Source organism: Streptomyces sp. NPDC030840, assembly GCF_055572015.1.
Genome location: NZ_JBVIEE010000006.1, coordinates 380,063 through 404,526, shown reverse-complemented (window position 1 = coordinate 404,526; position 24,464 = coordinate 380,063). Strand labels below are relative to the sequence as shown.

General features: G+C 70.7%; 19 protein-coding genes. 10 read left to right on the top strand and 9 right to left on the bottom strand.

Annotated elements, in window-relative coordinates; genetic code table 11:
- Positions 1–32 precede the first annotated feature (32 nt).
- Positions 33–782, bottom strand: coding sequence for a DeoR/GlpR family DNA-binding transcription regulator (locus ACZ49J_RS16945; RefSeq protein WP_467453655.1), 750 nt, complete (start codon positions 780–782; stop codon positions 33–35).
- 163 nt (positions 783–945) lie between these two features.
- On the opposite strand from ACZ49J_RS16945, the gene ACZ49J_RS16940 reads away from it, so the two are divergent.
- The 7 genes from ACZ49J_RS16940 (at position 946) to ACZ49J_RS16910 (ending at position 11,798) form a co-directional block, all read left to right on the top strand.
- Positions 946–1,968: a carbohydrate kinase family protein gene (locus ACZ49J_RS16940; RefSeq protein ID WP_467453653.1), complete on the top strand. Its 1,023-nt coding sequence runs from the start codon at positions 946–948 to the stop codon at positions 1,966–1,968.
- Between the two features lie 51 nt (positions 1,969–2,019).
- Positions 2,020–3,306, top strand: coding sequence for an extracellular solute-binding protein (locus tag ACZ49J_RS16935; RefSeq protein ID WP_467453652.1), 1,287 nt, complete (start codon positions 2,020–2,022; stop codon positions 3,304–3,306).
- A complete protein-coding gene (locus tag ACZ49J_RS16930; protein ID WP_467453651.1) occupies positions 3,306–4,268 on the top strand; it encodes a carbohydrate ABC transporter permease in 963 nt (320 codons plus the stop codon). Before ACZ49J_RS16935 ends, ACZ49J_RS16930 begins: the two co-directional genes overlap by 1 nt.
- Positions 4,269–4,280: 12 nt before the next feature.
- Complete coding sequence (locus ACZ49J_RS16925) at positions 4,281–5,117, top strand: carbohydrate ABC transporter permease (RefSeq protein WP_467453649.1); 837 nt, start codon at positions 4,281–4,283, stop codon at positions 5,115–5,117.
- Positions 5,117–8,119: a glycoside hydrolase family 2 TIM barrel-domain containing protein gene (locus ACZ49J_RS16920; protein ID WP_467453648.1), complete on the top strand. Its 3,003-nt coding sequence runs from the start codon at positions 5,117–5,119 to the stop codon at positions 8,117–8,119. Before ACZ49J_RS16925 ends, ACZ49J_RS16920 begins: the two co-directional genes overlap by 1 nt.
- A 118-nt stretch (positions 8,120–8,237) precedes the next feature.
- Positions 8,238–10,106: a LamG-like jellyroll fold domain-containing protein gene (locus ACZ49J_RS16915; RefSeq protein ID WP_467453647.1), complete on the top strand. Its 1,869-nt coding sequence runs from the start codon at positions 8,238–8,240 to the stop codon at positions 10,104–10,106.
- A 24-nt stretch (positions 10,107–10,130) separates the two neighbouring features.
- Positions 10,131–11,798 carry a PHP domain-containing protein gene (locus tag ACZ49J_RS16910; protein WP_467453646.1) on the top strand — a complete coding sequence of 556 codons (1,668 nt, stop codon included), beginning with the start codon at positions 10,131–10,133 and terminating at the stop codon, positions 11,796–11,798.
- A 117-nt stretch (positions 11,799–11,915) separates the two neighbouring features.
- Here the strand turns inward: ACZ49J_RS16910 and ACZ49J_RS16905 are convergent, their stop codons facing one another.
- From ACZ49J_RS16905 to ACZ49J_RS16890, 4 genes are read right to left on the bottom strand one after another with little or no spacing between them, the layout of a single operon-like run.
- Positions 11,916–12,371 carry a MaoC family dehydratase gene (locus tag ACZ49J_RS16905; protein ID WP_467453644.1) on the bottom strand — a complete coding sequence of 152 codons (456 nt, stop codon included), beginning with the start codon at positions 12,369–12,371 and terminating at the stop codon, positions 11,916–11,918.
- Positions 12,372–12,385: 14 nt separating this feature from the next.
- Positions 12,386–13,903, bottom strand: a complete 1,518-nt coding sequence (locus ACZ49J_RS16900) for an acyl-CoA synthetase (protein WP_467453643.1) — start codon at positions 13,901–13,903, stop codon at positions 12,386–12,388.
- Between the two features lie 38 nt (positions 13,904–13,941).
- On the bottom strand, positions 13,942–14,856 hold the full coding sequence (locus ACZ49J_RS16895; protein WP_467453642.1) for an amidohydrolase family protein: 915 nt from the start codon (positions 14,854–14,856) through the stop codon (positions 13,942–13,944).
- A complete protein-coding gene (locus ACZ49J_RS16890; protein WP_467453641.1) occupies positions 14,856–15,773 on the bottom strand; it encodes an SDR family NAD(P)-dependent oxidoreductase in 918 nt (305 codons plus the stop codon). Before ACZ49J_RS16890 ends, ACZ49J_RS16895 begins: the two co-directional genes overlap by 1 nt.
- Positions 15,774–16,038: 265 nt before the next feature.
- Between ACZ49J_RS16890 and ACZ49J_RS16885 the strand changes: the two genes are divergently transcribed.
- Positions 16,039–16,464, top strand: coding sequence for a MarR family winged helix-turn-helix transcriptional regulator (locus tag ACZ49J_RS16885; protein ID WP_467453639.1), 426 nt, complete (start codon positions 16,039–16,041; stop codon positions 16,462–16,464).
- Between the two features lie 39 nt (positions 16,465–16,503).
- A complete protein-coding gene (locus ACZ49J_RS16880; RefSeq protein WP_467453638.1) occupies positions 16,504–17,412 on the top strand; it encodes an IclR family transcriptional regulator in 909 nt (302 codons plus the stop codon).
- A 155-nt stretch (positions 17,413–17,567) separates the two neighbouring features.
- Here the strand turns inward: ACZ49J_RS16880 and ACZ49J_RS16875 are convergent, their stop codons facing one another.
- The 3 genes from ACZ49J_RS16875 to ACZ49J_RS16865 all read right to left on the bottom strand — a co-directional run bounded on the left by ACZ49J_RS16875 (position 17,568) and on the right by ACZ49J_RS16865 (position 21,569).
- A complete protein-coding gene (locus tag ACZ49J_RS16875; protein ID WP_467453637.1) occupies positions 17,568–19,352 on the bottom strand; it encodes a sulfatase-like hydrolase/transferase in 1,785 nt (594 codons plus the stop codon).
- Between the two features lie 241 nt (positions 19,353–19,593).
- The gene (locus tag ACZ49J_RS16870; RefSeq protein WP_467453636.1) at positions 19,594–20,703 is read right to left on the bottom strand and encodes a serine hydrolase domain-containing protein; all 1,110 of its coding nucleotides are present in this window, start codon (positions 20,701–20,703) and stop codon (positions 19,594–19,596) included.
- On the bottom strand, positions 20,700–21,569 hold the full coding sequence (locus ACZ49J_RS16865; protein ID WP_467453635.1) for a hypothetical protein: 870 nt from the start codon (positions 21,567–21,569) through the stop codon (positions 20,700–20,702). Before ACZ49J_RS16865 ends, ACZ49J_RS16870 begins: the two co-directional genes overlap by 4 nt.
- A gap of 330 nt (positions 21,570–21,899) precedes the next feature.
- Between ACZ49J_RS16865 and ACZ49J_RS16860 the strand changes: the two genes are divergently transcribed.
- Positions 21,900–23,279: a glycoside hydrolase family 16 protein gene (locus ACZ49J_RS16860; protein WP_467453634.1), complete on the top strand. Its 1,380-nt coding sequence runs from the start codon at positions 21,900–21,902 to the stop codon at positions 23,277–23,279.
- A 96-nt stretch (positions 23,280–23,375) separates the two neighbouring features.
- On the opposite strand, the gene ACZ49J_RS16855 is transcribed toward ACZ49J_RS16860, so the two are convergent.
- Positions 23,376–24,299 (bottom strand): helix-turn-helix domain-containing protein, encoded by a 924-nt coding sequence (locus ACZ49J_RS16855; protein WP_467453633.1) that lies wholly within the window; start codon positions 24,297–24,299, stop codon positions 23,376–23,378.
- Between the last annotated feature and the right edge of the window lie 165 nt (positions 24,300–24,464).

Genomic DNA, 24,464 nt, shown 5'->3' with positions numbered 1-24,464 from the left:
TACCACCTTTGCCGTACTTCCACCTACCCGGCTCACGCCGGAACCACCTCGACGCCCGCCTCCTCCAGCGACGACCGCGTGGCCGGGTCGACGGGTGCGTTGGTCACCACCATGTCCAGTTCCTCCGGTCCGCAGACCCGCGCCATGCCCGTGCCCGGGAACTTGGCCCGGTCGGCCAGCAGGACGACCTTGTCGCCGGCCTTGATCATGGCCCGCTTGACGGGCACCTCGACGACGGTGGTGTCCATCACGTGCCCGCCGGGCCGCACCCCGCTGGTGCCGAGGAAGAGCCAGTCCGCGTGGAGCTGGCGCAGGTTGTCCTCGGTCAGGAAGCCGACGAGTGAGCGGTACTCGCGGCGGACCATGCCGCCCAGCAGCACCAGCTCGATACCCTCGTCGTCGGCGAGCTCCTCGTAGACCACCAGGTTGCTGGTGATCACGGTGAGCCGGCGGCCGTGGAGCTGCCGCGCCAGCCGGTAGGCCGTGGTGCCGATGTCGAGCAGCACGGACTCGCCGTCCCGGACGAGCGAGGCGGCCTTCGCCGCTATCGCGTCCTTCTCGGGCACGCGCACCTCGGCCACCTCGGCGAAGGGCTGGTCGCCCTCCTCCACCACCGCGCCGCCGTGCACGCGGGTGAGCAGCCCCTCGTCCTCCAGCTTGACGAGGTCGCGCCGGATGGTGGCAGGGCTCACACCGAGCTGTTCGGACAGGTCGGTGACCGCTGCGGGGCCGCCGGAGCGCAGGGCCCTCAGGATGAGTTGGTGTCGTCGTTCTGCCAGCACACGATGAACAGTACTCGTCATCTTCAATCATTTCTATGCTCACTTCTGCGTGAGTCTTGCCAAATCCCCGGGAGACGCGCACGATCCTGTGCAGAAAAATGGCGAGCGGGTGGTGACGCCGCTCAAAACTGATCGAGAACGCCGGTGACGAGAGGATGCGCGCGTGGATGACGACCGGCCCGATGTGCTGCTGACCGGGCTGCTCTTCTACGACCTCGTCCTCACGGGACTGGGCAAACCGCCGACGCCCGGCGAGGAGATCTGGACCGGCGGCATGGGCTGCGGTCCGGGCGGTATCGCCAACCTGGCGGTCGCCGCCTCCCGCTTCGGCCTCGCCACCTCGCTGGCCACGGTCTTCGGCGACGACTTCTACGGCGAGTACTGCCGTGACGTCCTCGACGGCCAGGAGGGCGTCGACCTCTCGCTGTCCCGTACGGCGGAGGGCTGGAACACGCCGGTCACCGTCTCCCTCGCACACGGCACCGACCGGGCGCTGGTCACCCACGGCCAGGAACCCCCGATCACCCAGGACGAGCTGATGGGCGACCCGCCGGCCGCGCGCACCGCCCTGGTGCACATCGAGGCCGAGCCCCGCGAGTGGCTCGCCAAGGCCGCCGCGAACGGGACACGCATCTACGCGGACGTCGGCTGGGACCCCAGCCAGCGGTGGTCCTCGGACCTCCTCGACCAGCTCTCCCTGTGCCACGCCTTCCTCCCCAACGAGACGGAGGCCATGGCCTACACGCGCACCGACAGCGCGGTCGCCGCTCTCGGCACCCTGTCGGAGCTGGTGCCGGTGGCGGTGGTCACGCGCGGCGGCGAGGGCGCGGTCGCCGTGGACCAGACGACCGGCGAGTACGCCGACGTGCCCGCCCTGGCCGTCGACGTGCTGGACGCGACGGGCGCCGGGGACGTCTTCGGGGCGAGCTTCGTCGCGGCCTCGCTGGGCGGCTGGCCCCTGGAGGAACGGCTGCGCTTCGCCGTGCTCGCCGCAGGACTGTCCGTGGGCCACCACGGCGGTGCCCTGGCGGCGCCCGGCTGGTACGGGGTCCACGAGTGGTGGCGCACGCTCGGCGACCCGGCGCTGCGGCGCGCGTACGGCTTCCTCGCGGACCGGCTCCCTGCGGACCCGGGGCCCCCGCTCCCCCACGCCCCGGTCACGCCGCCGGTCGGCACTTCCCACTGATCCTCACCAATCCCCCACCTGATTCAAGACATCCGAAAGGCGGTGGGAGCTTTGCGGCTCTCACGAAGGAGCCTGCTCCGCGCGGGCCTGGCGGGCACGGCCGCCACGGCGCTCGGCGGACTGGCGTCCGGCTGTGCCGTTCCGACCGGGTCGACCGGCCGGAACATGGTCCTCTGGTACTGGAGCGGCGGCCTCAGCCCAAAGGTCGTCAAGGACGCCAAGGCGCGCTACGACAGCGCGATGGACCTGCGGGCGATCCAGATCGGCGGTTACTACCGCTCGAAGCTGATGACCACGATGACCGGACGGGCCCACATCCCTGACATCGTCGGGCTCAAGGGCGAGGACATGGCGTCGTACCTGCCGAACGCGGACCAGTTCGTGGACCTGCGCACCCTGGGCGCGGACAGGCTGAAGGACCAGTACCTGCCCTGGAAGTGGAACGAGGGCATCGCCGAGGACGGCTCGATGGTGGGCTTCCCCATCGACTGCGGTCCTGTCGCCCACTACTACCAGCCCGCCACCTTCGAGAAGGCCGGGCTGCCCACCGAACCCGAGGACGTCTCCAGGGAGCTGGCCACCTGGGACCAGTTCATAGCGGCCGGCGAGCAGCTCAAGAAGCGCGTCCCCGGCGCGTTCATCCTCACCGACGCCCTCGGCATCTACGGCATCTCGGTCAACCAGACGACCAAGCGGTGGGTCGACAAGGACCGGCACTTCATCGGCGACCAGGAGCATGTGCGCACCGCCTGGGACCGGGCCGTCGAGGCCACCCGTCGCGGCCTGGTCTCGAAGATCGTCAACGGGACGCCCGACAACATCTCCGCCACCGAGAGAGGGCTGCTGCCCAGCCAGCTGAACGCCTCCTGGGCGGCCGGCGACATCAAGCTCAACACACCGAAGACCAAGGGCAAGTGGCGGGTGGCGAGCTGTCCGGGCGGACCGTCGAACATCGGCGGCTCGTTCCTCGCGATCACCAAGGCCTGCCGGGAGCCGGAGAAGGCCTTCGAGCTGATCACCTGGATGCTCAACGCGGACAACCAGGCACAGGGGTTCATCGACTCCGTACTCTTCCCGTCGACCCCGGCGTCGTACGGCATGAAGAAGCTGCGCGAGCCCGACCCGTTCTTCGGCGACCAGATCACCATGGACGTCTTCGGCCCGGCGGCGGAGAAGATCCCGGTCGCCTTCAACAGCCCGTACGACATCGCGCTCAAGACCCCGATCGACGACGAGCTGAAGAACTTCTCCGTCCTCGGCAAGGACCCGGAGAAGGCCTGGAAGGACGCCATGAGCAAGTGCCGGCGCATCGCCGACCACCTGGGGGTGACGTACTGATGGCCACCGCACCCGTGCTGGAGACATCCCCGCCGCCCGTGGCCGAGACGCCCGTCGGCGCTCCCAGGAAGGGCATCCTGAGCCACTGGCGGCTGTACGTCGCGATCTCCCCCTTCTACCTGCTGTTCCTGGCCTTCGGACTGATCCCGGTCGGCTTCTCGCTGTACCTGTCCTTCCACCGCTGGGACGGACTCGGCTCGATGGAGTTCGCGGGGCTCGCGCAGTACCGCTATCTGCTGTCGGACAGTCAGTTCTGGTCCTCGATCGGGAACACGATCGTCATCTGGGCCATGGCCACCTTCCCGATGATCTTCCTGTCCATGGTCACGGCGGTGATGCTCAACTCGGCCGTCCGCTTCAAGAACGTCTACCGCTTCGCCTACTTCCTGCCGAACGTCACCTCCATCGTGGCGGTCGCGATCATCTTCGGCTCCGTCTTCTCCACCAACTTCGGCCTGGTGAACGCCGTGCTGGAGGCGGTCGGCCTGGACCAGGTGGCGTGGTTGAACACGTCCTGGGGCATCAAGGTCGCCATCGCCACGCTCATGACCTGGCAGTGGACCGGCTACAACGCGATCATCTTCCTGGCCGGTCTGCAGACGATTCCGGGCGAGCTGTACGAGGCCGCGCGGATGGACGGGGCCGGTCCCGTGCAGACCTTCTTCCGGGTCACCCTGCCGCTGCTGCGTCCGACGCTGCTCTTCGTGCTCGTCATCTCGACGGTCACCGGACTGCAGACCTTCTCCGAGCCACAAGTCCTGCTCCAGACCACCGACAACAACTCGTCGTTCGCGGGCGGTCCCGGACACTCGGGCCAGACCATGGTCCTCTACTTCTTCCAGCAGACGTTCGACAACAACGACTTCGGCTACGGAGCCGCCGTGGCCTGGGGCATCTTCCTCGTCGTCATCATCTTCTCGATCATCAACTGGCGCTTGGTGCAGCGCCGGGGCGAAGACTAGGAGGCCCCGACCATGTCGTCCATCAAGGGTGCGGGCCGCCGTGGCATCGCCCTCCATCTCTGTCTGATCATCGGCCTGGTGCTCTCGGTCTTCCCGTTCTACTGGGCCGTGATCATGTCGACGCACTCGTCGACCGAGATCTTCTCCTACCCGCCGAAGCTGCTGCCCGGCTCGCACTTCCTGGAGAACGTCCGCCATCTCTTCGACAACATCGATTTCTTCGGGTCGATGTTCAATTCCCTGCTCGTCGCCTGCTCGGTGACGTTCCTGGTGCTGTTCTTCGACTCACTGGCCGCGTTCGTCTTCGCGAAGTTCCAGTTCCCGGGCCGCCGGGTGCTGTTCGCCCTGATGATGGCGATCTTCATGGTGCCGGCCCAGCTCCAGGCCATCCCGCAGTTCGTGATCATGGCGAAGCTGGGCTGGATCGGGTCGATGACCGCGCTGATCGTACCGGCCGCCGCCAACGCGTTCGGGATCTTCTGGATGCGCCAGTACATGAAGAGTGCCATCCACGACGAGCTGCTCGACGCCTCGAAGATCGACGGCGCGAGCTTCCTCCGCCAGTACTGGCACGTCGCGCTCCCGGTGGTCCGCCCGGGCCTCGCCTTCCTCGGCATCTTCACCTTCATGGGCCAGTGGAACGACTACGCCTGGCCGTTGATCGCCCTCACCAACCCGGACAACGTGACACTTCAGGTCGCACTGTCACAACTCAACGGCACCCACGGCACCACCGACTACGGAATGGTCATGACGGGCGCGCTCCTCGCCCTCATCCCGCTGCTGATCGTCTTCGCGGTCGGCGCCAAGCAGATCATCGCGGACCTCGGCAAGGGAGCCATACGGTGATGTCCGGTGATCCATTGATCGCGCTGCGCCCGTGGGAGGCACCCGAGGTGACCTCCTGGGGGCGCATGCCCATGTGCGCGGTGGACCGGCGCGAGGGCGCGGTGTCCCTCGACGGCCGGTGGCGCTTCCAGCTGCTGCCGTCGCCCGACGCGGAACCCGGCCCCGCGTGGTCCTCGGCGTCGGTCCCCGGCGCCTGGACCCTGCAGGACACGGACGACCTGCCGCAGTACACCAACGTCCGCATGCCGTGGGCCGAGTTCCCTCCCCACTCCCCCGCCGCGAACCCGACGGGCGTGTACGAGCGGGAGGTGGACGTCCCCGCCGACTGGGCCGGCCGCCGGATCGTGCTGCAGGTCGGCGCCGCCGAGAGCGTGCTGCTCGTGCACGTGGACGGGCGGCCGGTGGGCCTGTCAAAGGACTCCCACCTCGCGGCCGAGTTCGACCTGTCCGGCGCCGTACGGCCCGGGCAGTCCGCGACCGTGCGGCTCACCGTCGTGAAGTGGTCCGACGCCTCGCACATCGAGGACCAGGACCAGTGGTGGCACGGCGGGATCACGCGCTCGGTGCTGCTGTACGCGACGGATCCGCTGCACCTCGCGGACGTGACCGTGCGGGCTCGGTGCGACGGCTCGCTGCGGGTGGACTGCCGGGTGCGGTCGGCGGCGGGCGCGCTGCCCGACGGGTGGTACGTCACCGGGCACCTGGACGGCCTGCCCCTCGCGCAGGACGCCGAGTTCGACCGGCTGAACGCCGCGGAGGAGCGCGTCTCCGACTTCCTGGGCGAGGCCCGCCTGAACACCACCGTGCCCGGCGTCCGTCAGTGGACCGCCGAGACGCCCGAGCTGTACGGCCTGACCGTGCGCCTGCACCGCGCCGACGGCTCCGTCGCCGACACCTCCACCCATCGCGTGGGCTTCCGTGAGGTCGAGATCCGGGGCCGGGATCTGCTGGTCAACGGCGAGCGCGTCTACATCCGGGGCGTGAACCGGCACGACTTCCATCCGCTGACGGGGCGCACCGTGTCGTACGACGACATGCGGGCCGACCTGGTGACCCTGAAGCGGTTCGGCTTCAACGCGATCCGCACCGCCCACTACCCGAACGACCCCGCGCTGTACGACCTCGCCGACGAGCTCGGCCTCTACATCGTGGACGAGGCGGACATCGAGTCGCACGACCACGCCCACGAGATCGCCGACGACCCGCGCTACACCTCCGCCTTCGTGGACCGCGTCTCCCGCATGGTGCTGCGCGACAAGAACCACCCGTCCGTGATCATCTGGTCGCTCGGCAACGAGTCCGACTACGGCGCGAACCACGACGCGGCCGCCGGCTGGGTGCGCCGCCACGACCCGACGCGGCCGATCCAGTACGAGGGCGCGGCCAAGCTGGACTGGGCGGCCACGGACGACGCCTCCGACATCGCCTGCCCTATGTACGCGCCGATCGAGGACTGCGTCGCCCACGCCCTCTCCGGCAGGCAGACCCGGCCGCTCATCCAGTGCGAGTACTCCCACGCCATGGGCAACAGCAACGGCACACTCGCCGACCACTGGGCCGCCATCGAGTCCACCCCGGGGCTTCAGGGCGGCTTCATCTGGGAGTTCTGGGACCACGGCATCCTCCAGCGGGTGAACGACGGACGACCGGCCGGGCCCGCGGGCGCCGGGCTGTACCAGGGCGGTGTCGCCGCGCCGGGCCTGCGCTGGGCCTACGGCGGCGACTTCGGGGAGACGATCCACGACGGCGCGTTCATCGCCGACGGCGTCGTCTTCCCGGACCGCACGCCCAAGCCCGCGATGTTCGAGCACCGGGAGATCGCCGCCCCGGTGCGGCTGTCCGTGGAGGGCGAGGGCACCTGGCGGGTGCTGCGGGTGCACAACCGGCAGCACTTCCGCGATCTGTCGTGGCTGGCCGCCGAGTGGGAGTTCGCCGCCGCCGACGGCGGCAGCTGGACGGTGCCCGCCGAGCTGCCCGACGTCCCGCCCGGCGGCGCGGCCGTCATCGACCGGCCGGAGGTGCTCGACGGGGCCGGCGAGATCTGGCTGACGCTGCGCGTGACGACGGCCGCCGACGAACCGTGGGCGCCGCACGGCACGGAGGTGTGCAGCCCGCAGGTGCGCTGGTACGAGGCGGACGCGGGCGAGCCGGTGGTGGGCGTCGAGCAGGACGCCTCCGGCGGGTCCGCCCGGGACGTCTCCGGTCACCTCGTCGCCGGTGCGGTCGGCCCGGGTGCCGGCCCCGGGACCGACACCGACGGTCTGCTGCTGCACCCGCTGCTCACCGCGCCGCCCGTCCTGTGCCTGTGGCGCGCCCCCACCGACAACGACGTCCTCGGCGGCATGGCCGACCGCTGGCGTGAGTGGGGCCTGGACCGCGCGAAGCGCGAGACCGTCTCCGTGGAGCGGAAGGGCGCCCGGGTCCGGGTGCGCTCCCGGTGGGCCACGGCGGCGGGGCCGGTCGAGCACGAGCAGACGTTCTCCGCACTGCCGGACGGCCGGGTGTTCGTCGAGGAGACGGCGGTGCTGCCCGAGGCGCTGACGGACGTGGCCCGGGTGGGCACCGTCTTCGAGACCGTGGCCGGACTCGACCGCTTCGCGTGGTACGGGCAGGGCCCGTGGGAGAGCTACCCGGACCGGGCCGCCGGGGCGCCGGTGGGGCACTACGCGGCCGCCGTGGACGATCTGTTCACCCCGTATCTGCGCCCGCAGGAGAGCGGTGGCCGTCACGGAGTGCGCCACTTCTCGCTCACCGCGGACGGCGGCCACGGGCTGGCCGTGCGCCTCGACGCGCCCCGCCAGGTCTCCGTGACCCGCTACCGCGCCGAGGACCTTGCGGCGGCCGCGCACCACGACGAACTGGTGCCCCGGCCCGGCTGCGTGGTCCACATCGACGCGGCCCACCGGGGTGTCGGCACCGCCTCGTGCGGCCCGGACACCTCACCCTCCTACCTCGTCCCACCCGGCACCCATCGCTGGAGCTGGACTCTGCGCGCCCTGTGACGCCGGTTCCGCCCGGCCCCAAGAACCCCCGCTGCTTCTCCAGGACGTCGAACCCCCCTCCCCCGCCAGGACGTCGCCCCCGTTCCCCTCCCCGACTCCCACCTCTCACGGAGCAGATGTGTGCACCTCGCACGAGTCCGGGCACGAGCATGCCCAGGAGGCGCCCCAGGCGGGCGCCGGCAGACGCAACTTCCTGCGGGCGACCGCGCTGATCGGAGCGGCCGCCGCGGTCGCGCTGCCGGCCACGACCGCCCAGGCGGCACCGGCCGCGGCCACCACTGAGGGCGCCGTCGGCTGGGCGCCCGACCCGGACAGCCGCCGCTTCACTCTCGTCGTCATGCCCGACACCCAGTACCTCTTCGACGGGCCGAGCATCAACCCCGCGCCGATCGAGGCGTCCCTGCGCTATGTCCTGGACCACGGGAAGGACGACAACATCGTCTTCCTCTCGCACCTGGGCGACCTCACGGAAAACGGCGCGAAGGTCGAATTCGACGCGATCAGCGAGGCGTTCGCCCTCCTCGACCAGAACGGCGTCGGTTACAGCGTCCTCGCGGGCAACCACGACGTCAGGTCGTCGACCGACGACCAGCGGGGATCCACCCCGTATCTGGACGCCTTCGGACCGCGGCGCTTCCAGGGCAAGCCCACCTTCGGCGGCGCGTCGCCGGACGGCTACAACACCTTCCACCTCTTCAAGGCGGCGGGCCGGGAGTGGCTCGTCCTCGCCCTGGACTGGCGGCTGTCGGCCAAGGGGTACGCCTGGGCCAAGGATGTGATCGCCCAGCACCCGAAGACCCCCGTCATCCTCACCACGCACGAACTGGTCTACGCGGACGACACCCTCTCCGACTACGGCCGGCAGCTCTGGGACCAGTTGGTGGAGGACCACGACCAGATCTTCCTCACCCTCAACGGCCACTACTGGCCCGCGGGCCGCACCACCCGCAAGAACGCCGCCGGGAACGAGGTGCACCTGCACCTGACGAACTACCAGAACCGCTACTACGGCGGCGCGGCGATGATCCGCCTCTACCACTTCGACCTGGACCGCAACGTCATCGACGTGGAGACCGTCTCCCCGTGGATCCTGGGAAGGGCCTCCGAGGGGCTCAACGAGCTGGAGCGGCAGGAGATCGAGCTGAGCGGCGACGCCGACCGCTTCTCGGTCGAGATCGACTTCGCCGACCGCTTCTCCGGCTTCGCCCCGCTGTCGCCGCGTCCGTCGCGACCCGTCTCGCAGATACTCGTCCCTGGCACGGTCGCCTACTGGCGCTTCGACGGGCATGACAGCGGCACGGAGGTCGGCGGCACCGTGCGTGATCTCTCGGGGCGCGGCAACGACCTCACCCTCGTCTCCGTGGGCGGCGGAAAGCTGACCTGGTCGTCGGACCACCACCCCGACCAGCCCGGTCACGGCAGCCTGGAGTTCCAGGGCCACAAGGCCCCGGTGAAGGGCACATACCTGCGCACGGTCGACAAAGCTCCGCTCAACTCGGCGACATTCAAGGACGGTTACACCATCGAGGCGTTCTACCGCCTCCCGGCCGACTGGGACGCCTCCCGCAACGCCTGGTCAGGACTCGTCAGCCGCACCGGCACGGGCGGCGGCGCGGGCAAGACCCTGGACGACCCGGACGAGCCGCTGGCCACGCTCTCCCTGTCCGACGGGCCCGGCCCGCAGTGGGCGGTCCGCCCGCTCAACCAGGAGGGCATCGCCACGAACTGGGGCGACGAGACAGCGCGGGAGCTGTGGTGGCATCTCGCCGTCGTCAACGACGGCTCGCACACGACGATGTACGTCGAGGGCTGCCCCGTCGCCCGCAATCCCCACGCCCCCGCCGTCGGGCTCACCTCGCTCGGCCTGCCGTGGCTGCTCGGCGGCTACGAGTACGCCGGTCGGATCGACCAGATCCTGTACGGACGCCTCGGTGACGTCCGGATCGTCGCACGGGCGCTGCCCGTCACCTCCTTCATGAACCACTGAGAACCACTCGAAGGGCTCCGCGTCATGTCCGAACAGCAACTCCCCGCCTGGGCCGACCCGTCCGTCTCCCCCGGCTCCCTGGACGCCCAGGGCGTGTCCAGACGCCAGCTCCTGCGCCGCGCCGGTCTGTTCGGCGCCGCGTTCGCCGTCGGCTCGGCGGCGATACCCGAGGCTGCCGCCGCCGACGGCTTCGGCGGCAACGACCCGAGACTCGCCTACCTCGTCGGTGACCACCACGTCCACAGCGTCTACAGCCACGACGCGAAGTACACCTTCTCCCAGCTGGCCACCGCTGCCGCCAGGTACGGCCTCGACTGGATGGTCTTCAACGAGCACTCCAACTTCGGGCACGCCTACTACGGCGCCAGGATGGAGCACGAGGAGATCCTCAAGGCCCGCGCCGAGAACCCGCGCCAGCTGATCTTCCAGGGCCTGGAGTGGTACATCCCGGCCGCCGAGCACTGCACGGTGTTCGCCGCACCCGGACCGAACGAGGTCGACCTGCTGACGCGATTCGAACTCGCGTACGACGGCAAGCTCCTCGGCTACTCCGACGGCTCGCCGGGCGGCCCGGACACGGCCCGCAACGAGGCGCACGCGGTGAAGGCCATCCAGTGGCTGGCCGAGCAGCGCCGCACCGGTTACATCGACGACGTCCTCGTCATCGCCAACCACCCCCTCCGCCTGGGCATCGATTCCCCGCGCGAGATGCGCGACTGGCGGGACGCCGCCCCCGAGATCATGATCGGCATGGAGGGCGCACCCGGGGCACAGGGCGGCGGCATTCCGGGCTGGCGCGGGCCGACCTCGATCCGGGGCGAGTACGAGAACAAGCCCTCCGCCCAGTCCTGGCCCGGCTACCCGGTGGAGGCGTACGTCACGTACGGCGGCTTCGACTGGGCGACCGCGACCGTCGGCGGTCTGTGGGACGCCATGCTCGCCGAGGGCAAGCTGTTCTCGATCACCACCAACTCCGACGTGCACCGCGTGGTCTTCGACACCTGGAAGAACGGCGACTGGCTGCCGGGGCAGACCTTCGACAACACCGGGCGGCTGCCCGACCCGGTGAACACCGACAGCCCGCAGCCGGGCGGCGACTTCTGGCCCGGCCAGTTCAGCCGCACCCACGTGGGCGTGACCCGCTACGGCTACCGCGCCGTGATGGCGGGCCTGCGCGCGGGCCGGGTGTGGCTCGACCACGGGCATCTGCTCGACGGGCTCGACGTCCGGCTGAAGCGTGACTGCGACGGCGGTCCCGGCGTGACGCTGGGCGGCCGGCTGCGCGTCCGCAAGGGCGAGAAGCTCATGCTCTACGTCACGGTGACCACCACCTCGCGCCCCAACACCCAGGGCATCCTGCCCCAGTTGGCGCACGTGGACCTGATCCGGGGCACGGTGCGCGGCCCCGTGGCCGACCGGGACACGTGGCAGGCTCCCGACACCAGGGTCGTCCAGACGAAGGACGTCTCCGGCCGGAAGGGGACGTACACCCTGCGCATCCCGGTCACCGCCGGAAACGAGTCCTTCTACGTCCGTCTGCGCGGCAGCGACGGCAAGCGCAACGGGGCGGGCTATCTGGGTGCGGCCATCGACCCGCACGGCCCGATCCCGCACGAGCCGGGCAACGGCGACCCGTGGGAGGACACGTGGTTCTACTCGAACCCGGTGTTCGTGGACGTGGTGGGCAACTGAGGCGCCCCGTAAGGGGCGCGGGGCTGTGACATCATGCGGCTCCGCCGCGGGGCGCGACCAGCCACAACGGTCGCGCCCCCCACAGCGCTCAAAACCTGCCGTGCGCGAGAGAACCGCTTACGCGTAGAACCGCGACAGACTCTGCAGCACAGCCGCCGGCTTCGCCCCACCCTCGATCTCAATGGTGCCGTCCACGGTGATCTGCACCCCACCCGGCACGTCCTCGACAGAGGCGAGCCTGCCCACCAGCCGGATCTTCGACCCGACCTTCACCGGCGAAGGGAACCGCACCTTGTTCAGCCCGTAGTTGACCTTCGTCGACACACCCTCGACGTCCAGCAGCTCGGTGAACAGCGGGATGAACAGGGAGAGAGTCAGGTATCCGTGGGCGATCGGCGCCCCGAAGGGGCCCTCCGCGGCCTTCTCGGGGTCGACGTGGATCCACTGGTGGTCGCCCGTCGCGTCGGCGAACGTGTTGATCCGCTCCTGCGTGACCTCGATCCACCCGCTGGCGCCGAGGTCGCTGCCCGCGAGCTTCTTGAGCTCGTCGATGCCGTTGACGGTGATGCTCATGTGGCTGTCCTTCGTTATGAGTCGCGTGACGGGTCGGTGCCGTAGCGCTTGCGCACCCGGGCCTTGAGGAGCTTCCCGGAGGCGGTGCGGGGCAGTTCGTCCGCCAGCACCACCGACTTCGGGATCTTGTACTTCGCGAGGCGTCCGGCCAGGGAGGCCAGCACCTCGTCGGGGTCCACCGAGGCGCCCTCACGGGGCACGACGACCGCGCGCGGCACCTCGCCCCACTTCTCGTCGGGCACGCCGATGACCGCACACTCGACGATGTCGGGGTGGGCGAGGAGGTGGTCCTCGATCTCGGCGGGATAGATGTTCTCGCCCCCGGAGATGATCATGTCCTTGATCCGGTCGACGATGAAGGCGTAGCCGTCCTCGTCGACCCGGGCGGCGTCCCCGCTGCGGAACCAGCCGTCGGTGAAGGACGCGGCGGTCTCCTCGGGGAGCCCCCAGTAACCAGGCATGACGTGCGGGCCGCGGACGACGATCTCGCCGGTCTCGCCGACCTCGACGGGTGTCAGGTCGGGCCGTACGACCTTCACGTCGCTGAAGAAGTGGGGAACGCCCGCCGAACCCGCCTTGCTGATCGCGTGTTCGGCGTCCAGGAAGAGCGTGCCGGGGGAAGCCTCCGTCATGCCGTAGCCCTGGAGGAAGGTCAGCCCGCGCTCCTGGTACCTGGCGATCATCGCCGTCGGGACCGGGGAGCCGCCGCACGTCAGGATGCGCAGCGACGACAGGTCCGCACCGGCCCAGCGCTCGTGCCGGGCCACCTGGTCGAACATGGTGGGCACCCCGAACATGAAGGTGATCCGGTGCTGTTCGATCAGATCGAAGGTGGCCGCCGGGTCGAACGCCTCGACCAGGACGCAGGTGCCGCCCTTGAGCAGGACGGGCAGGGTGAGCATGTTCAGCCCGGCCGTGTGGAACAGGGGGGCGGAGACCAGGGCGCGTTCGTCGGCGATCAGGTCGTGGTCGACCAGGACGTTGACCGCGTTCCAGGTAAGGTTGCCGTGCGTGAGCATGGCGCCCTTGGGGCGGCCCGTCGTGCCCGAGGTGTACATGATGATGCAGGTGTCGTCGGGCGTGACGGGCTGGTCGATCGGCTCGGTCTCGGCACCGGCGAGCAGTGCCTCGTACTCGGCACCGACCTCGACGTACGTCCGCACGTCGGTGTTGCCCGGCAGGCCCGCGACGAGCCCGGCGTGCGAGGGCCCGTAGACGAGGGCCTTGGCTCCGGAGTCGGCGAGCTGGTAGGCGATCTCGGGTCCGGCGAGGCGGGTGTTGAGCGGGACGAAGACCGCGCCGAGCGTGCCGGCCGCGAACATCGTCTCCAGGTACGAGGGGTGGTTGGGCCCCAGATAGGCGATCCGGTCGCCCCGGCGGACCCCCGCGCCGCGCAGGGCGTGGGCCAGACGCGTGGTGCGCTCGTACAGGTCGCCGTAGGTGAGCGTGGTGTCGCCGTGGATCAGGGCGGTGCGGTGCGGGGTCTTGCGGGCCCGGCGCGCGGGCCACGACCCGATTCCCTCATTGCGCATCTCGTTGCCCCTGTCCGTCCTTGCACATGGGGTGTCCCTTACGGTTTGGTCAGCCCGAGCAGACGGGCGGCGTTCTCCTTGAGGATCTTCGGTCTGACCTCGTCCTTGATGCTGAGCTTCTCGAAGTCGGCGAGCCAGCGGTCCGGGGTGAGGACGGGGTAGTCGGAGCCGAAGAGGACCTTGTCCTTGAGCAGCGTGTTCGCGTACTGCACGAGCTGCGGCGGGAAGTACTTGGGCGACCAGCCGGAGAGGTCGATGTGGACGCCCGGCTTGTGGGTGGCCACCGCGAGGGCCTCGTCCTGCCAGGGGAAGGACGGATGCGCCAGAATGATCTTCAGATGCGGGAAGTCGGCCGCCACGTCGTCCACGTGGAGCGGGTTGGAGTACTTCAGCCGGATCCCGCCGCCGCCGGGCACGCCCGCGCCGATGCCGGTCTGGCCCGTGTGGAACAGGGCGATCGTGCCGGTCTCCTCGATGACCTCGTACAGGTCGTAGGCCACCGAGCGGTCGTTGGGGAAGAAGCCCTGGATGCTGGGGTGGAACTTGAAGCCCTTGACCCCGTACTCCTCGACCAGACGCCTGGCCTGCTTCACGCCCGCCTTGCCGCGGAAGGGGTCGATGGACGCGAAGGGGATCAGCACGTCCGGGTTGGCGGCCGCGGCCTCGGCGACCTCCTCGTTGGGGACGGGCTCGGTGCCGGTGGCGGACTCGGCGTCGACCGTGAAGATCACGGCGGCCATCTTCCGCTCGCGGTAGTAGGCGGCCGTCTCCTCCAGGGTGGGCTTCCGCTTGCCCTCGACCTTGAAGTAGGCGGACGACGCGTCGTGCAGGTCGTCGTCGAGGGAGGAGTTGCCCTTGGAGGAGACCTCGGCGTGGGTGTGGACGTCGATGGCGACCAGGTCGTCCGGGTTGATGGCGGAGGGGCCGGGAGTGCCGGGGGTGCCGGGGTTCATCACGCCTCCGGGATCTTCGGGGCGGGGATGCCGACGGTCTCCGGCTCGGCGCCCAGCGAGGTCGGCCAGACGTCGGCGAGCGCCTCGGGGGTCCAACCGCCGTTCGCGTACGCCGTCCTGATCTCCTTCGGATGCGACCAGAGTGCCACCTTGTCACCGCCGATGCCGATGGCCTGGCCGGTGACACCGCGGGCGGCCTCGGAGGCGAGGAAGGGGACCAGGGCCGCGCAGTCCTCGGGGGTGCCGAAGCCCTCGCCCTTGCGCAGGAAGTCGGGGAACGGCTTGCCCTCGCGCAGGGCCTCCACGTACGGGGCGAAGACCGGGATGGTCTCCGTCATGGCGGTGGCGGCGACCGGGACGATCGCGTTGACGGTGATGTTCGCACGGCCCAGTTCCATCGCCCAGGTGCGGGCGAAGGCGGCGATGCCCGCCTTGGCGGCCGCGTAGTTCGTCTGGCCGAAGTTGCCGCGCTGGCCGGCCGGGGAGCCGACGAGGATCAGGGAGCCGCCCTCGCCCTGCTCGCGCATGCGGATCGCGGCGGCGCGGGCGCAGGTGAAGGTGCCCTTGAGGTGCGTGGTGATCACCGCGTCGAAGTCGTCGTCGGACATCTTCCACAGGACCTTGTCGCGCAGGATGCCCGCGTTGGTGACCAGGACGTCGAGCCGGCCGAACTCCTCGACCGCGCGGTTCACGAGCCGGTCCGCCGCCTCGGAGGTGCCGACCGGGACCACCTCGGCGACGGCCTTGCCGCCCGCCTCGGTGATGGACTTCACGGCGGCCTCGGCCACGGCCTCGTCGATGTCGTTGACGACCACGGAGGCTCCGTGGGCGGCCAGGGCCTGCGCGTAGGCCAGTCCGAGGCCACGGCCACTGCCCGTGACGACGGCGACCTTGCCGGTGAGATCGATGCTGGGCACGAGGGGGTCCCTTCGAACGATGACGAGGAGATGCGGCTGCCGACCGGGGCGGGGGCTACGGCCACAGCCACGGCTACGAGATCGAAGCTAAGGACAATCATTGTTGTCGTCAATAGTTGTTGCTGTGTCGGTGTTGCGGCATGCTGGACGCAGACGCACGTACCGCCCCACCGGGGCCCGGCCCAGGGAGCCAGTCATCGCCGGCCAGCAGCACGCCACCGACAACGCGGTAGGCCCCGCCCTCATCGACGCACAGGAGCCGTGGATGCGCACGCTGCACACGGACACGGGGTACCTGCTGTACCGGCTGGGCCTGAGGTCGGGGCAGCTCTTCAACGCGTTCCTGCAGGAGTCGGGGCTGCGTCTGCGCCACTACGCGCTGCTGCGTTTCCTCGCCACGTCGGAGGGCGCGCTGCAGCGCGAGCTGAGCTCGCGGCTCGGCTACGACCCGAGTGCGATCGTCGGGCTCGTGGACGATCTGGAGAAGCTCGGGTTCGCCGAGCGCCGCCCGTCACCGGACGACCGCCGCAGCCGCATCGTGGTGCTCACGGAGAACGGCCGTGCCTTCCTCCGCGACACCGACGAGGCCGGGCTGCGCGTCACGAACACCCTCCTCCAGGCCCTTGACCCGGCCGAGCGGGACACCCTGCATACTCTGCTGCAGAAGGTCGCCGAGACCGAGCTGAGCTGAGCGAGAGAGCGCCGCCCTGGCAGAGACGGAGCCGATGCCATGCCGATGACCGCCGACACCGTCCCGTCTCCGACACCTCCGCCGTCGTCCGCGCGGTCCTCGTCACCGCGGTCCTCGGCGTCGCAGCCCTCGGCGTCGCGCTCCGCTTCGCTGCGGTACTCGTCCGCGCCGGTGCCGTCCGCCTCCACGTCCGCGGCGCGGTCCGCGCCCGACCGGCTGCTCGCCGTGCTCGCCGCCTTCGACCACGACCACCCCGCGCTCTGCCTCACCGACATCAGCCGCCGGGCGGGACTCACGCTCACCACGACCCACCGGCTGGTCGGCGCGCTCACCGAGTGGGGTGCCCTGGAACGGGACGACTCCGGCGTCTACCACGTGGGGCTGCGGCTCTGGGAGGTCGCCGCGCTCGCCCCCCGTGGGCTGGCGCTGCGGCAGATCGCGCTGCCGTACCTGGAGGACCTGTACGAGGCGACCCACGAGAACGTGCAGCTGGCGGTGCGGGACGGCGGCGAGGTCGTCTACATCGAGTGGCTCTCCGGCCGCTCGGCGGTCGGCGTCCACATCCGCGTGGGCGCCCGCTGGCCCCTGCACGCCACGGGCGTCGGCCTCGCCCTGCTCGCCCACGGGGACCCGGCGGACCAGGAGGAGTACTGCGCGGGGCCACTGGCCGCGTTCACGCCGTGCACCATCACCGACCCAGCCCGTCTGCGGCGTGTCCTGGCCGAGGTGCGGCGCACGGGCGTCGCCGTGAGCAGTCGTCAGGTCACGGACGACGCCCTCTCGGTGGCCGCTCCGATCCGTGGACAGGACGGCACGGTCGTGGCGGCCGTCTCGGTGGTCGTGCCCCAGGAGGGGGCGCAGGTTCCGGTGCTGGTGCCTGCGGTGCGGCTGGCGGCGCGGGGGATCTCCCGGGGGCTGGGGTGGCAGCCGGAGGCTGCCGCCCGCTGAACCGGTCCGGTCTCGTCTGCCGGGTCCTGTCCGGGGCGGGCTGCGGAATCGTTGTGGCTGCGCGCCCACGCGGCGGAGCCGCAGACTAGGCACAGCCCCGCGCCCCTGAAGGCATGAGCGCACCCGGCCCCCGAGCGTGCCCGCCGACCGGACTCCTACTGCGCCACCACCTGCGCCGCGTACCCCACCGGCACCCCCGCGTGCGTGGCCGTGCCCCGGCAGGTCAGCCAGCCGCGCTTCGCGTCCGCCGAGGGGGTGACCGACCAGCGGGTGGTGAGGCGGCCGCCCACGGGGACGCGGTCCGCGGTCGCCGGGTCGAGGGTGCGCACCTGCCAGCGGTCGGGCGCCTGGAGGGCGAGCCCGGCGGCCGTCCAGGGCCGGGCGGAGCCGTTGGCGAGGGTGGCCGTCACGACGAACTCGTCACCCTGCCGGGTCACTTCCAGGGTGACGCCGAAGGGCTTGCGCTCGTAGGTGTCGGCCCACGACTCACGCATCAGCCGGACCAGTTCGTCGGCCTCACGCGGCCGCGCCGCCGCGAGGTCGTCCCGTTCCCCGGGGTCCTTGGTGAGGTCGTACAGCTCGACCTGCCAGCGGTCGTCGGGCGCCCGCCGGTCCTGACCGGGGGCGAACCGCACCGCCTTGAGGTCCCCCCGGCGCACCGCCTCGGCCAGGCGCCGTGCGCGCCCGCCGTCGACGGCGTCCGCGCGCGGGGTGACACCGCTGTGGTTGCGGTAGAAGTACAGGTGGTCGTGGCGGGCGCTGTCGGCGCGACCACGCAGCAGCGGCGCCAGCGAGAGGCCGTCGATGTCCGTGGGGACGGGCGCGCCGGCGAGGTCGGCCAGGGTCGGCAGCAGGTCGGTCAGCGGGGTCGGCCGGTCGGTGGTCCCCGCCGGGACGCTCCCCTTCGACCAGGCGATGAGCGGGACGCGGATGCCGCCCTCGTAGAGGTTGCGCTTGTAGCCGCGCAGCGGGCCGTTGCCGTCGAAGAGGTCGGGGTCGGTGCCGCCCTCCTCGTGCGGGCCGTTGTCGCTGGTCACGAGGATGAGGGTGTGTTCGGCGAGACCGTGCTCGGTGAGCCGGTCGACGACGCTGCCGACGAGGGTGTCGAAGGACGTGACCTGGGCGGCGTGCGCCTTGTCGGGGCGGGGCCAGGGCCGGGTCGCGTACGTGCCGAGGCGCGGGTCCTGGCTGGGGGCGTGCGGGACCGTCGGCGCGAGGTAGAGCAGGAACGGCTCGTCCTTGTGCGCGTCGACGAAGTCGAGCGAGCGCTGCTGGATGAGATCGGGCGCGTAGACCTCGCGGGCGCCGTTCCGGTTCGCGGGGATCTCCTGCCGGGTGCCGTTCTCCCAGAGGTAGTCCGGGTAGTAGTCGTGGGCGTGCCGGTGGGTGATGTAGCCGTAGAACTCCTCGAAGCCCCGGGAGTTGGGGTGGCTCGGCTGATCCGGCGTCTCGGGGCCGAAGCCCCACTTGCCGATGAGGCCGGTGCGGTAGCCGCGGGCCCGGAGTGCCTCCGCGAAGGTGAAGTCGTGCTCCGTGAGGCTGCCCTGACCGCCCGGCCCCCACGGGTTCTCGCGCACGGTCGCGTGACCGCTGTGCAGTCCGGTGAGCAGGGAGCAGCGTGAGGGGGCGCAGACGGGGGCGGCGGCGTACGCGTCGGTGAACCGCAGTCCTTCGGCGGCCAGGGCGTCGAGGCGCGGCGTGCGGATCAGCTTCTGCCCGTAACCGCCGAGTTCGCCCCAGCCGAGGTCGTCCGCGAGGACCACCACGAAGTTGAGCCGCTGGGCCTTGGGCTGGGCGGCCGGGACGACCGAGGCGGACGGGCGGACGGCGGGCGGCGCCGCGTCTCCGCCCCCGGCCTGCTTGCCCGTGGAACACCCGGCCGCCGCTCCGGTCACGCCGAGTACGGCGGACCCGGCGAGGAAACGACGGCGGCTGGGCATGCGGGACTCCTGTCGGTTGCGGGGTTGGTCGTGAACCGATGATCGGCGGGACCGTGCGGGCAGAACCATGCACAGGGCATGAACACCTTGTTGCAGGTCATCGGGTGCCGCCCGCGGCCTCGGGGGGAGCTTCGGGCGACACCCGACCCTAGAGAGGGGGAATCCCGGGTTCTGGTTCCCTCGGCGTGGGTGATCTTCGCATGAGTACGGCCACACCGTTGTCAGGGGGCCTGGGTCCGGCCTAGACCGAGAACCCTTCGTACGCGGCCGCCAGGATCAGGAACGCCCGGTCGTCGCCGAGCGAATCCTGCTGGAGCATCTGGTTCATCACGTACGCCACGGTCATCCGTGCGTCGAGGTCGACGAGGACCATGGAGCCGCCCCAGCCGCCCCAGAAGCAGGTGCGGGGGTTGGGCAGTTGGCCGCTGTTCAGTCCGTACCCCAGTCCGTACCGCATGGGAACGCCCAGCACGCTGTCCTCACCAAGGAACTGCTCCTCGAACACGCGCTCGCAGCCGGCCTCCGAAAGCAGCCGCACGCCCCGGGCCGTTCCGCCGCAGGCCAGCACCGACTGCACGGCGGCGACCGATCGGGCGTTGCCGTGCCCGTTGGCGGCGGGAATCTCGGCGCGCCGCCAGGCCGTGGTGTTCGCGGTGGTCGGCGGCAACGGCGGATTGCCCGGGCGATCGCGCGGGTCCCGGGACCCCGGAGACGGCGGCGGTGGAAGCACCGGGGCGACCCTGGGGTCGTGCTCGGCGCCCAGTCCGATGTGGAAGTCGGCGCCCAGAGGGCCCGCCACCTCCTCGGCGAAGAACGCGCCCAGAGTGCGACCGGTGACCCGGCGGACGACCTCTCCGACCAGATACCCCTGCGTGAGGGCGTGATAGCCGGCCTCGGTGCCCGGCTCCCAGGCCGGGGCCTGCGCGGCGAGGCGGGCGGTGGCGGTGGGCCAGTCGTACAGGTCCTCCACCCGCATCGGCTCCGTCCAGGCCGGCAGCCCCGCCGTGTGGCCGAGCAGATGCCTGACCTGGACCTTCTCCTTGCCCGCCGCGGCGAACTCGGGCCAGTACGCGGCGACCGGGGCGGCCGGGTCCAGCTCTCCGCGGTCGATGAGAATCAGCGCGCACAGGGCCGTCATGGTCTTGGTGGTGGACCAGACATTGGTCAGGGTGTCCCGCTCCCAGGGAACGGTCCGCGCCTCGTCCGCGAACCCGCCCCACAGATCGGCCACGGGCTCCCCGTCCACGTACACCGCCACGGAGGCGCCCACGTCATGGTCGGCCAGCGTGGCCGCCAACGCGTCGCGTACGGAGGTGAATCGGTCGGTACACATGCCGTGTATGTCCGTCATGAGGGGACGCTAGCGGGGTGCCTCCGGCGGTTCCAGCGAATATCGTCTGCCGAATTCTGCCTGTGGGCGGCCGCGGATGTGCCGGGCTGATCGCGCAGCTCGATCTCCGCGGCGGCCCCGGGAAGCCGGGCGCGCGACCGGGCCTCCGGCGTCGCCTGCCGTTCCCGCTCGATGCGTTGACAGCCGTCCGGCTCCAGTCTCGCGGCGGTCACGGTGCCGGGCGGCTGCCGGACGCGGAACTCATAGCAGTCCCTGACGTGTGGCCCCCTGCCCTTGTTCCTGGCTCCCGACAGCCATACGAGAGCGGTGAACCGGCCCCCCTCCAGCTCCGTGTCCTCGACCTCGATGCCTGTGGTCGTCCACACGTCCGCCGTCCGGGCGCCCTCGACACCGCCCGCCGTCACCGCGGCCCGCAACTCGGCGACGACGTCCTCCGCGACGTCGGCCGGGTCACGATAAAGCCACCGGGAGTCGTACCCGCAGGCCTCGTACGGCAGTTCGCGCACAGAGACGGGCGGTTCGCCGACCACCGGGAGGACCTCGAAGCGGTAACAGCCGTCGGCGTCGCCGGAAACCCCGAACCCTCCTCCCACGAGCACGAGAAAACGCGTCGTCACCGTCACCCGCCGACCGTCCCGCCGGACCTCGCTCCAGCTCTTCTGCCCGCCCGCGACGGCCCGCCGTATCTCCGTCCCGACCAGCACGCCGTCGGCGGCCGCCCGCGACAGCCCGTCCCGCGTGCCGGCCACGGCCGAGGCCACCTGGTCCCGGGCCTCCTGCTCAGCCTCGCGGTCATCCCACTCGATCGACACCATCGCGCTCACCACCAGCACGAGCAGGATGCCGGCGACCACCGCCACAGCCATAGCGCCCGCTCCCACACATCCCCCGCGTCTCCCCATGCCCGGGAGGCTGCCCGACCCGGCCCGCCGGCATCGGCCAGGTACCCGACTCGTGATCGAACAGGAGCGCGAACGAGATCGCGGCCCGCCCGCCGAGCCTCCTTCACTGGATGAACCCACTCCAGCCCGTCGAACTTTCACTGCTTCACCTCTTGACGACCCGAGTGACCGGGAGCACATTGGCTCCGCACCTCTCGTGAGAGCGCTCTCAGAAACGGCCCTCCCCCAACGGCGCCAAGCAGAACGCTCACCTCAGTACCCGCGCACCCCACTTCCGTACGCAAAGAGGTACTCATGACGACAACCCCCACACCCCCCGGACGCGGTCCTCTGCGCCGCACCCTCCTCGCCCTCGTCAGCGCCCTGTGCCTGGCCGCCGCCGGCGCGTCGGTGGCGCAGGCGTCCGCGCCCACGCCGCCGTCCGGCTGGACCCAGGTCTTCGTCGACGACTTCAACGGCTCCGCCGGTACCGGCGTCAACACCTCCAACTGGCAGTACGCGACCGGCACTTCCTACCCGGGCGGCCCCGCGAACTGGGGCACCGGCGAGGTCGAGACGATGACCAACAGCACGAGCAACGTCTCACTCGACGGCAACGGCAACCTCCGCATCACCCCGCTGCGCGACTCCGCCGGCAACTGGACCTCGGGCCGCATCGAGACCAACCGCACCGACTTCCAGCCCCCGTCGGGCGGCAAGCTCCGCGTCGAGGCCCGCATCCAAATGCCGAACGTGACCGGCACCGCCGCCGAGGGCTACTGGCCCGCCTTCTGGATGCTGGGCGCGCCCTACCGGGGCAACTACCAGAACTGGCCGAGCGTCGGCGAGCTGGACATCATGGAGAACGTCCAGGGCCTGAACCGCGTGTGGGCCACGATGCACTGCGGCACCAACCCCGGCGGCCCGTGCAACGAGACCACCGGCATCGGCAACTACACCGCGTGCCCGAACACCACGTGCCAGTCGGGCTTCCACACCTACACCATGGAGTGGGACCGCTCGGTGAGCCCGGAGGCGATCCGCTTCTTCGTCGACGGCACCAACTTCCACACGGTGACGGCCAACCAGGTCGACGCGACGACATGGGCCAACGCCACCAACCACGGGTTCTTCATCATCCTCAACGTGGCCATGGGCGGCGCCTTCCCGGACGCGTTCGGCGGCGGCCTGGACAGCGCGACCGAGCCGGGACACCCCATGGTCGTCGACTACGTCCAGGTCCTGTCCAGTGGGAGCGGTACCACGCCCCCGCCGACCGGCAACCGTGACGCGTACAGCCCGATCCAGGCGGAGTCCTACGACGGCCAGAGCGGCGTCAGCACCGAGTCCACCTCCGACTCGGGCGGCGGCCAGAACATCGGGGCCCTCGCGAACGGCGACTGGGCTCTCTACCGAGGTGTCAACTTCGGTTCCACGGCGGCCACCCAGTTCAACGCCCGCGTCGCCAGCGGCGCCGCGTCGGGCGTCAGCGGCCTCGTCGAGGTCCGCCTCGACAGCCGTACGAGCACTCCCGTCGGCAGCTTCGCCGTCGGCAACACGGGCGGCTGGCAGTCCTGGCGGACGATCCCGGCGAACATCAGCGGGGTCACCGGGACCCATGACGTCTACCTCACCTTCACCAGCGGCCAGGCGCAGGAGTTCGTGAACGTCAACTGGTTCAGCTTCGGCCGCTGACCAGCGGGTTGCGCAGGCGCCGGGCCCGGTCGGAATGCCTTACCGACCGGGCCCGGCGTCTGCGTCACCGCGAAGAACCCTCCCTGCCGCGTCCCCTCAGCTCAGCTCCGCCCGAAACGCCACCGGAGTCATGCCGGTGTGGAGCTGGAAGAACTTCGAGAAGTTGGCCGAGTCCGGAAACCCCACAGCCGCGCCCACCCGCCCGATCGGCAGGTCCGTATGGGCCAGCAACCGCTTCGCCTCCAGCACCACCCGCTTGTCGATGAAGCCCTTGGGGGTCTCCCCCGTGGCGGCGCGCACGGCGCGCACCAGCGTGCGGCGGGAGTATCCGAGCGCGTCGGCGTACGCACTGACGCTGTGGTTGGCCGCGAACCCCCTCTCGACCGCATCCCGGAAGCGGGTGAAGGTGGTGTCGGCGTGCGGGCGCTCGGCTTCGGCCGCATCCGCCGAGCCGGTCGCGAGGTGGGCCAGACGCAGCAGGAACGCCGTCAGGGAGTGCCGCAGCACGGCGGTGTGCAGGGCGAGCGGGAGGGTCTCGGTGTCGGTGTACTCGCGTTCCAGCTGGTCGAGGGAGTACCGCAGCGCGGCGAGCTGGGACGCGTCCGGGCGCAGAAGCGGCGGCAGATCGTAGCGGTAGAGGCCGGTCGCCTCCACGGTGGCACGCGGAAGGAAGCCGGGCTGCATGGTCAGCACCGTCCCGCGGTACTCGGCCGTGCGGGAGAAGCGGTGGACCTGGCCGGGGCGGATCCACAACAGGTCGCCGTCGGAGGCCTCGTACTCGGCGAAGTCGACCATGTGGGTCACGGGGCCGCCGGCAAACAGCATGACCACGTGGAAGTCGATGCGGTGCACACGCTCCAGCGGCACGTCCGGGTGCCAGGTGCGGTCCTGGTTCATGCGGCCGACCTGCATGCCGACGCCGGAGAGGCTGAGGTCGACAGGGAAGGGAAACGTCTTGATCCCATCGCCGTCCGGGCTCGGGGAGGTCGTCCCCGGGTCCTCGGGGGTTCTGTGCACCATGCCCCTCTCGCTGCGGCTCGGCCCTGCGGTCCTCCCGGCAGTCTGCCCTGAGGTCCGTGTCCCACATTCACCGGAGGCTGACACAGGCAGACCTTTCGCAGAATAAGTCAGACTTTTAGTTTTGAAGGCGAACCGGCAATGGCAACGCGCTTTGTGAGGACTTCC

Bases quoted from the DNA above. Each gene is read 5' to 3' on its own strand.
- ACZ49J_RS16930 (WP_467453651.1), top strand. From the start codon at position 3,306: ATGGCCACCGCACCCGTGCTGGAGACATCCCCGCCGCCCGTGGCCGAG.
- ACZ49J_RS16925 (WP_467453649.1), top strand. From the start codon at position 4,281: ATGTCGTCCATCAAGGGTGCGGGCCGCCGTGGCATCGCCCTCCATCTC.
- ACZ49J_RS16920 (WP_467453648.1), top strand. From the start codon at position 5,117: ATGTCCGGTGATCCATTGATCGCGCTGCGCCCGTGGGAGGCACCCGAG.
- ACZ49J_RS16910 (WP_467453646.1), top strand. From the start codon at position 10,131: ATGTCCGAACAGCAACTCCCCGCCTGGGCCGACCCGTCCGTCTCCCCC.
- ACZ49J_RS16905 (WP_467453644.1), bottom strand. From the start codon at position 12,371: ATGAGCATCACCGTCAACGGCATCGACGAGCTCAAGAAGCTCGCGGGC.
- ACZ49J_RS16900 (WP_467453643.1), bottom strand. From the start codon at position 13,903: ATGCGCAATGAGGGAATCGGGTCGTGGCCCGCGCGCCGGGCCCGCAAG.
- ACZ49J_RS16895 (WP_467453642.1), bottom strand. From the start codon at position 14,856: ATGAACCCCGGCACCCCCGGCACTCCCGGCCCCTCCGCCATCAACCCG.
- ACZ49J_RS16885 (WP_467453639.1), top strand. From the start codon at position 16,039: ATGCGCACGCTGCACACGGACACGGGGTACCTGCTGTACCGGCTGGGC.
- ACZ49J_RS16880 (WP_467453638.1), top strand. From the start codon at position 16,504: ATGCCGATGACCGCCGACACCGTCCCGTCTCCGACACCTCCGCCGTCG.
- ACZ49J_RS16875 (WP_467453637.1), bottom strand. From the start codon at position 19,352: ATGCCCAGCCGCCGTCGTTTCCTCGCCGGGTCCGCCGTACTCGGCGTG.
- ACZ49J_RS16870 (WP_467453636.1), bottom strand. From the start codon at position 20,703: ATGACGGACATACACGGCATGTGTACCGACCGATTCACCTCCGTACGC.
- ACZ49J_RS16865 (WP_467453635.1), bottom strand. From the start codon at position 21,569: ATGGCTGTGGCGGTGGTCGCCGGCATCCTGCTCGTGCTGGTGGTGAGC.
- ACZ49J_RS16860 (WP_467453634.1), top strand. From the start codon at position 21,900: ATGACGACAACCCCCACACCCCCCGGACGCGGTCCTCTGCGCCGCACC.
- ACZ49J_RS16855 (WP_467453633.1), bottom strand. From the start codon at position 24,299: ATGGTGCACAGAACCCCCGAGGACCCGGGGACGACCTCCCCGAGCCCG.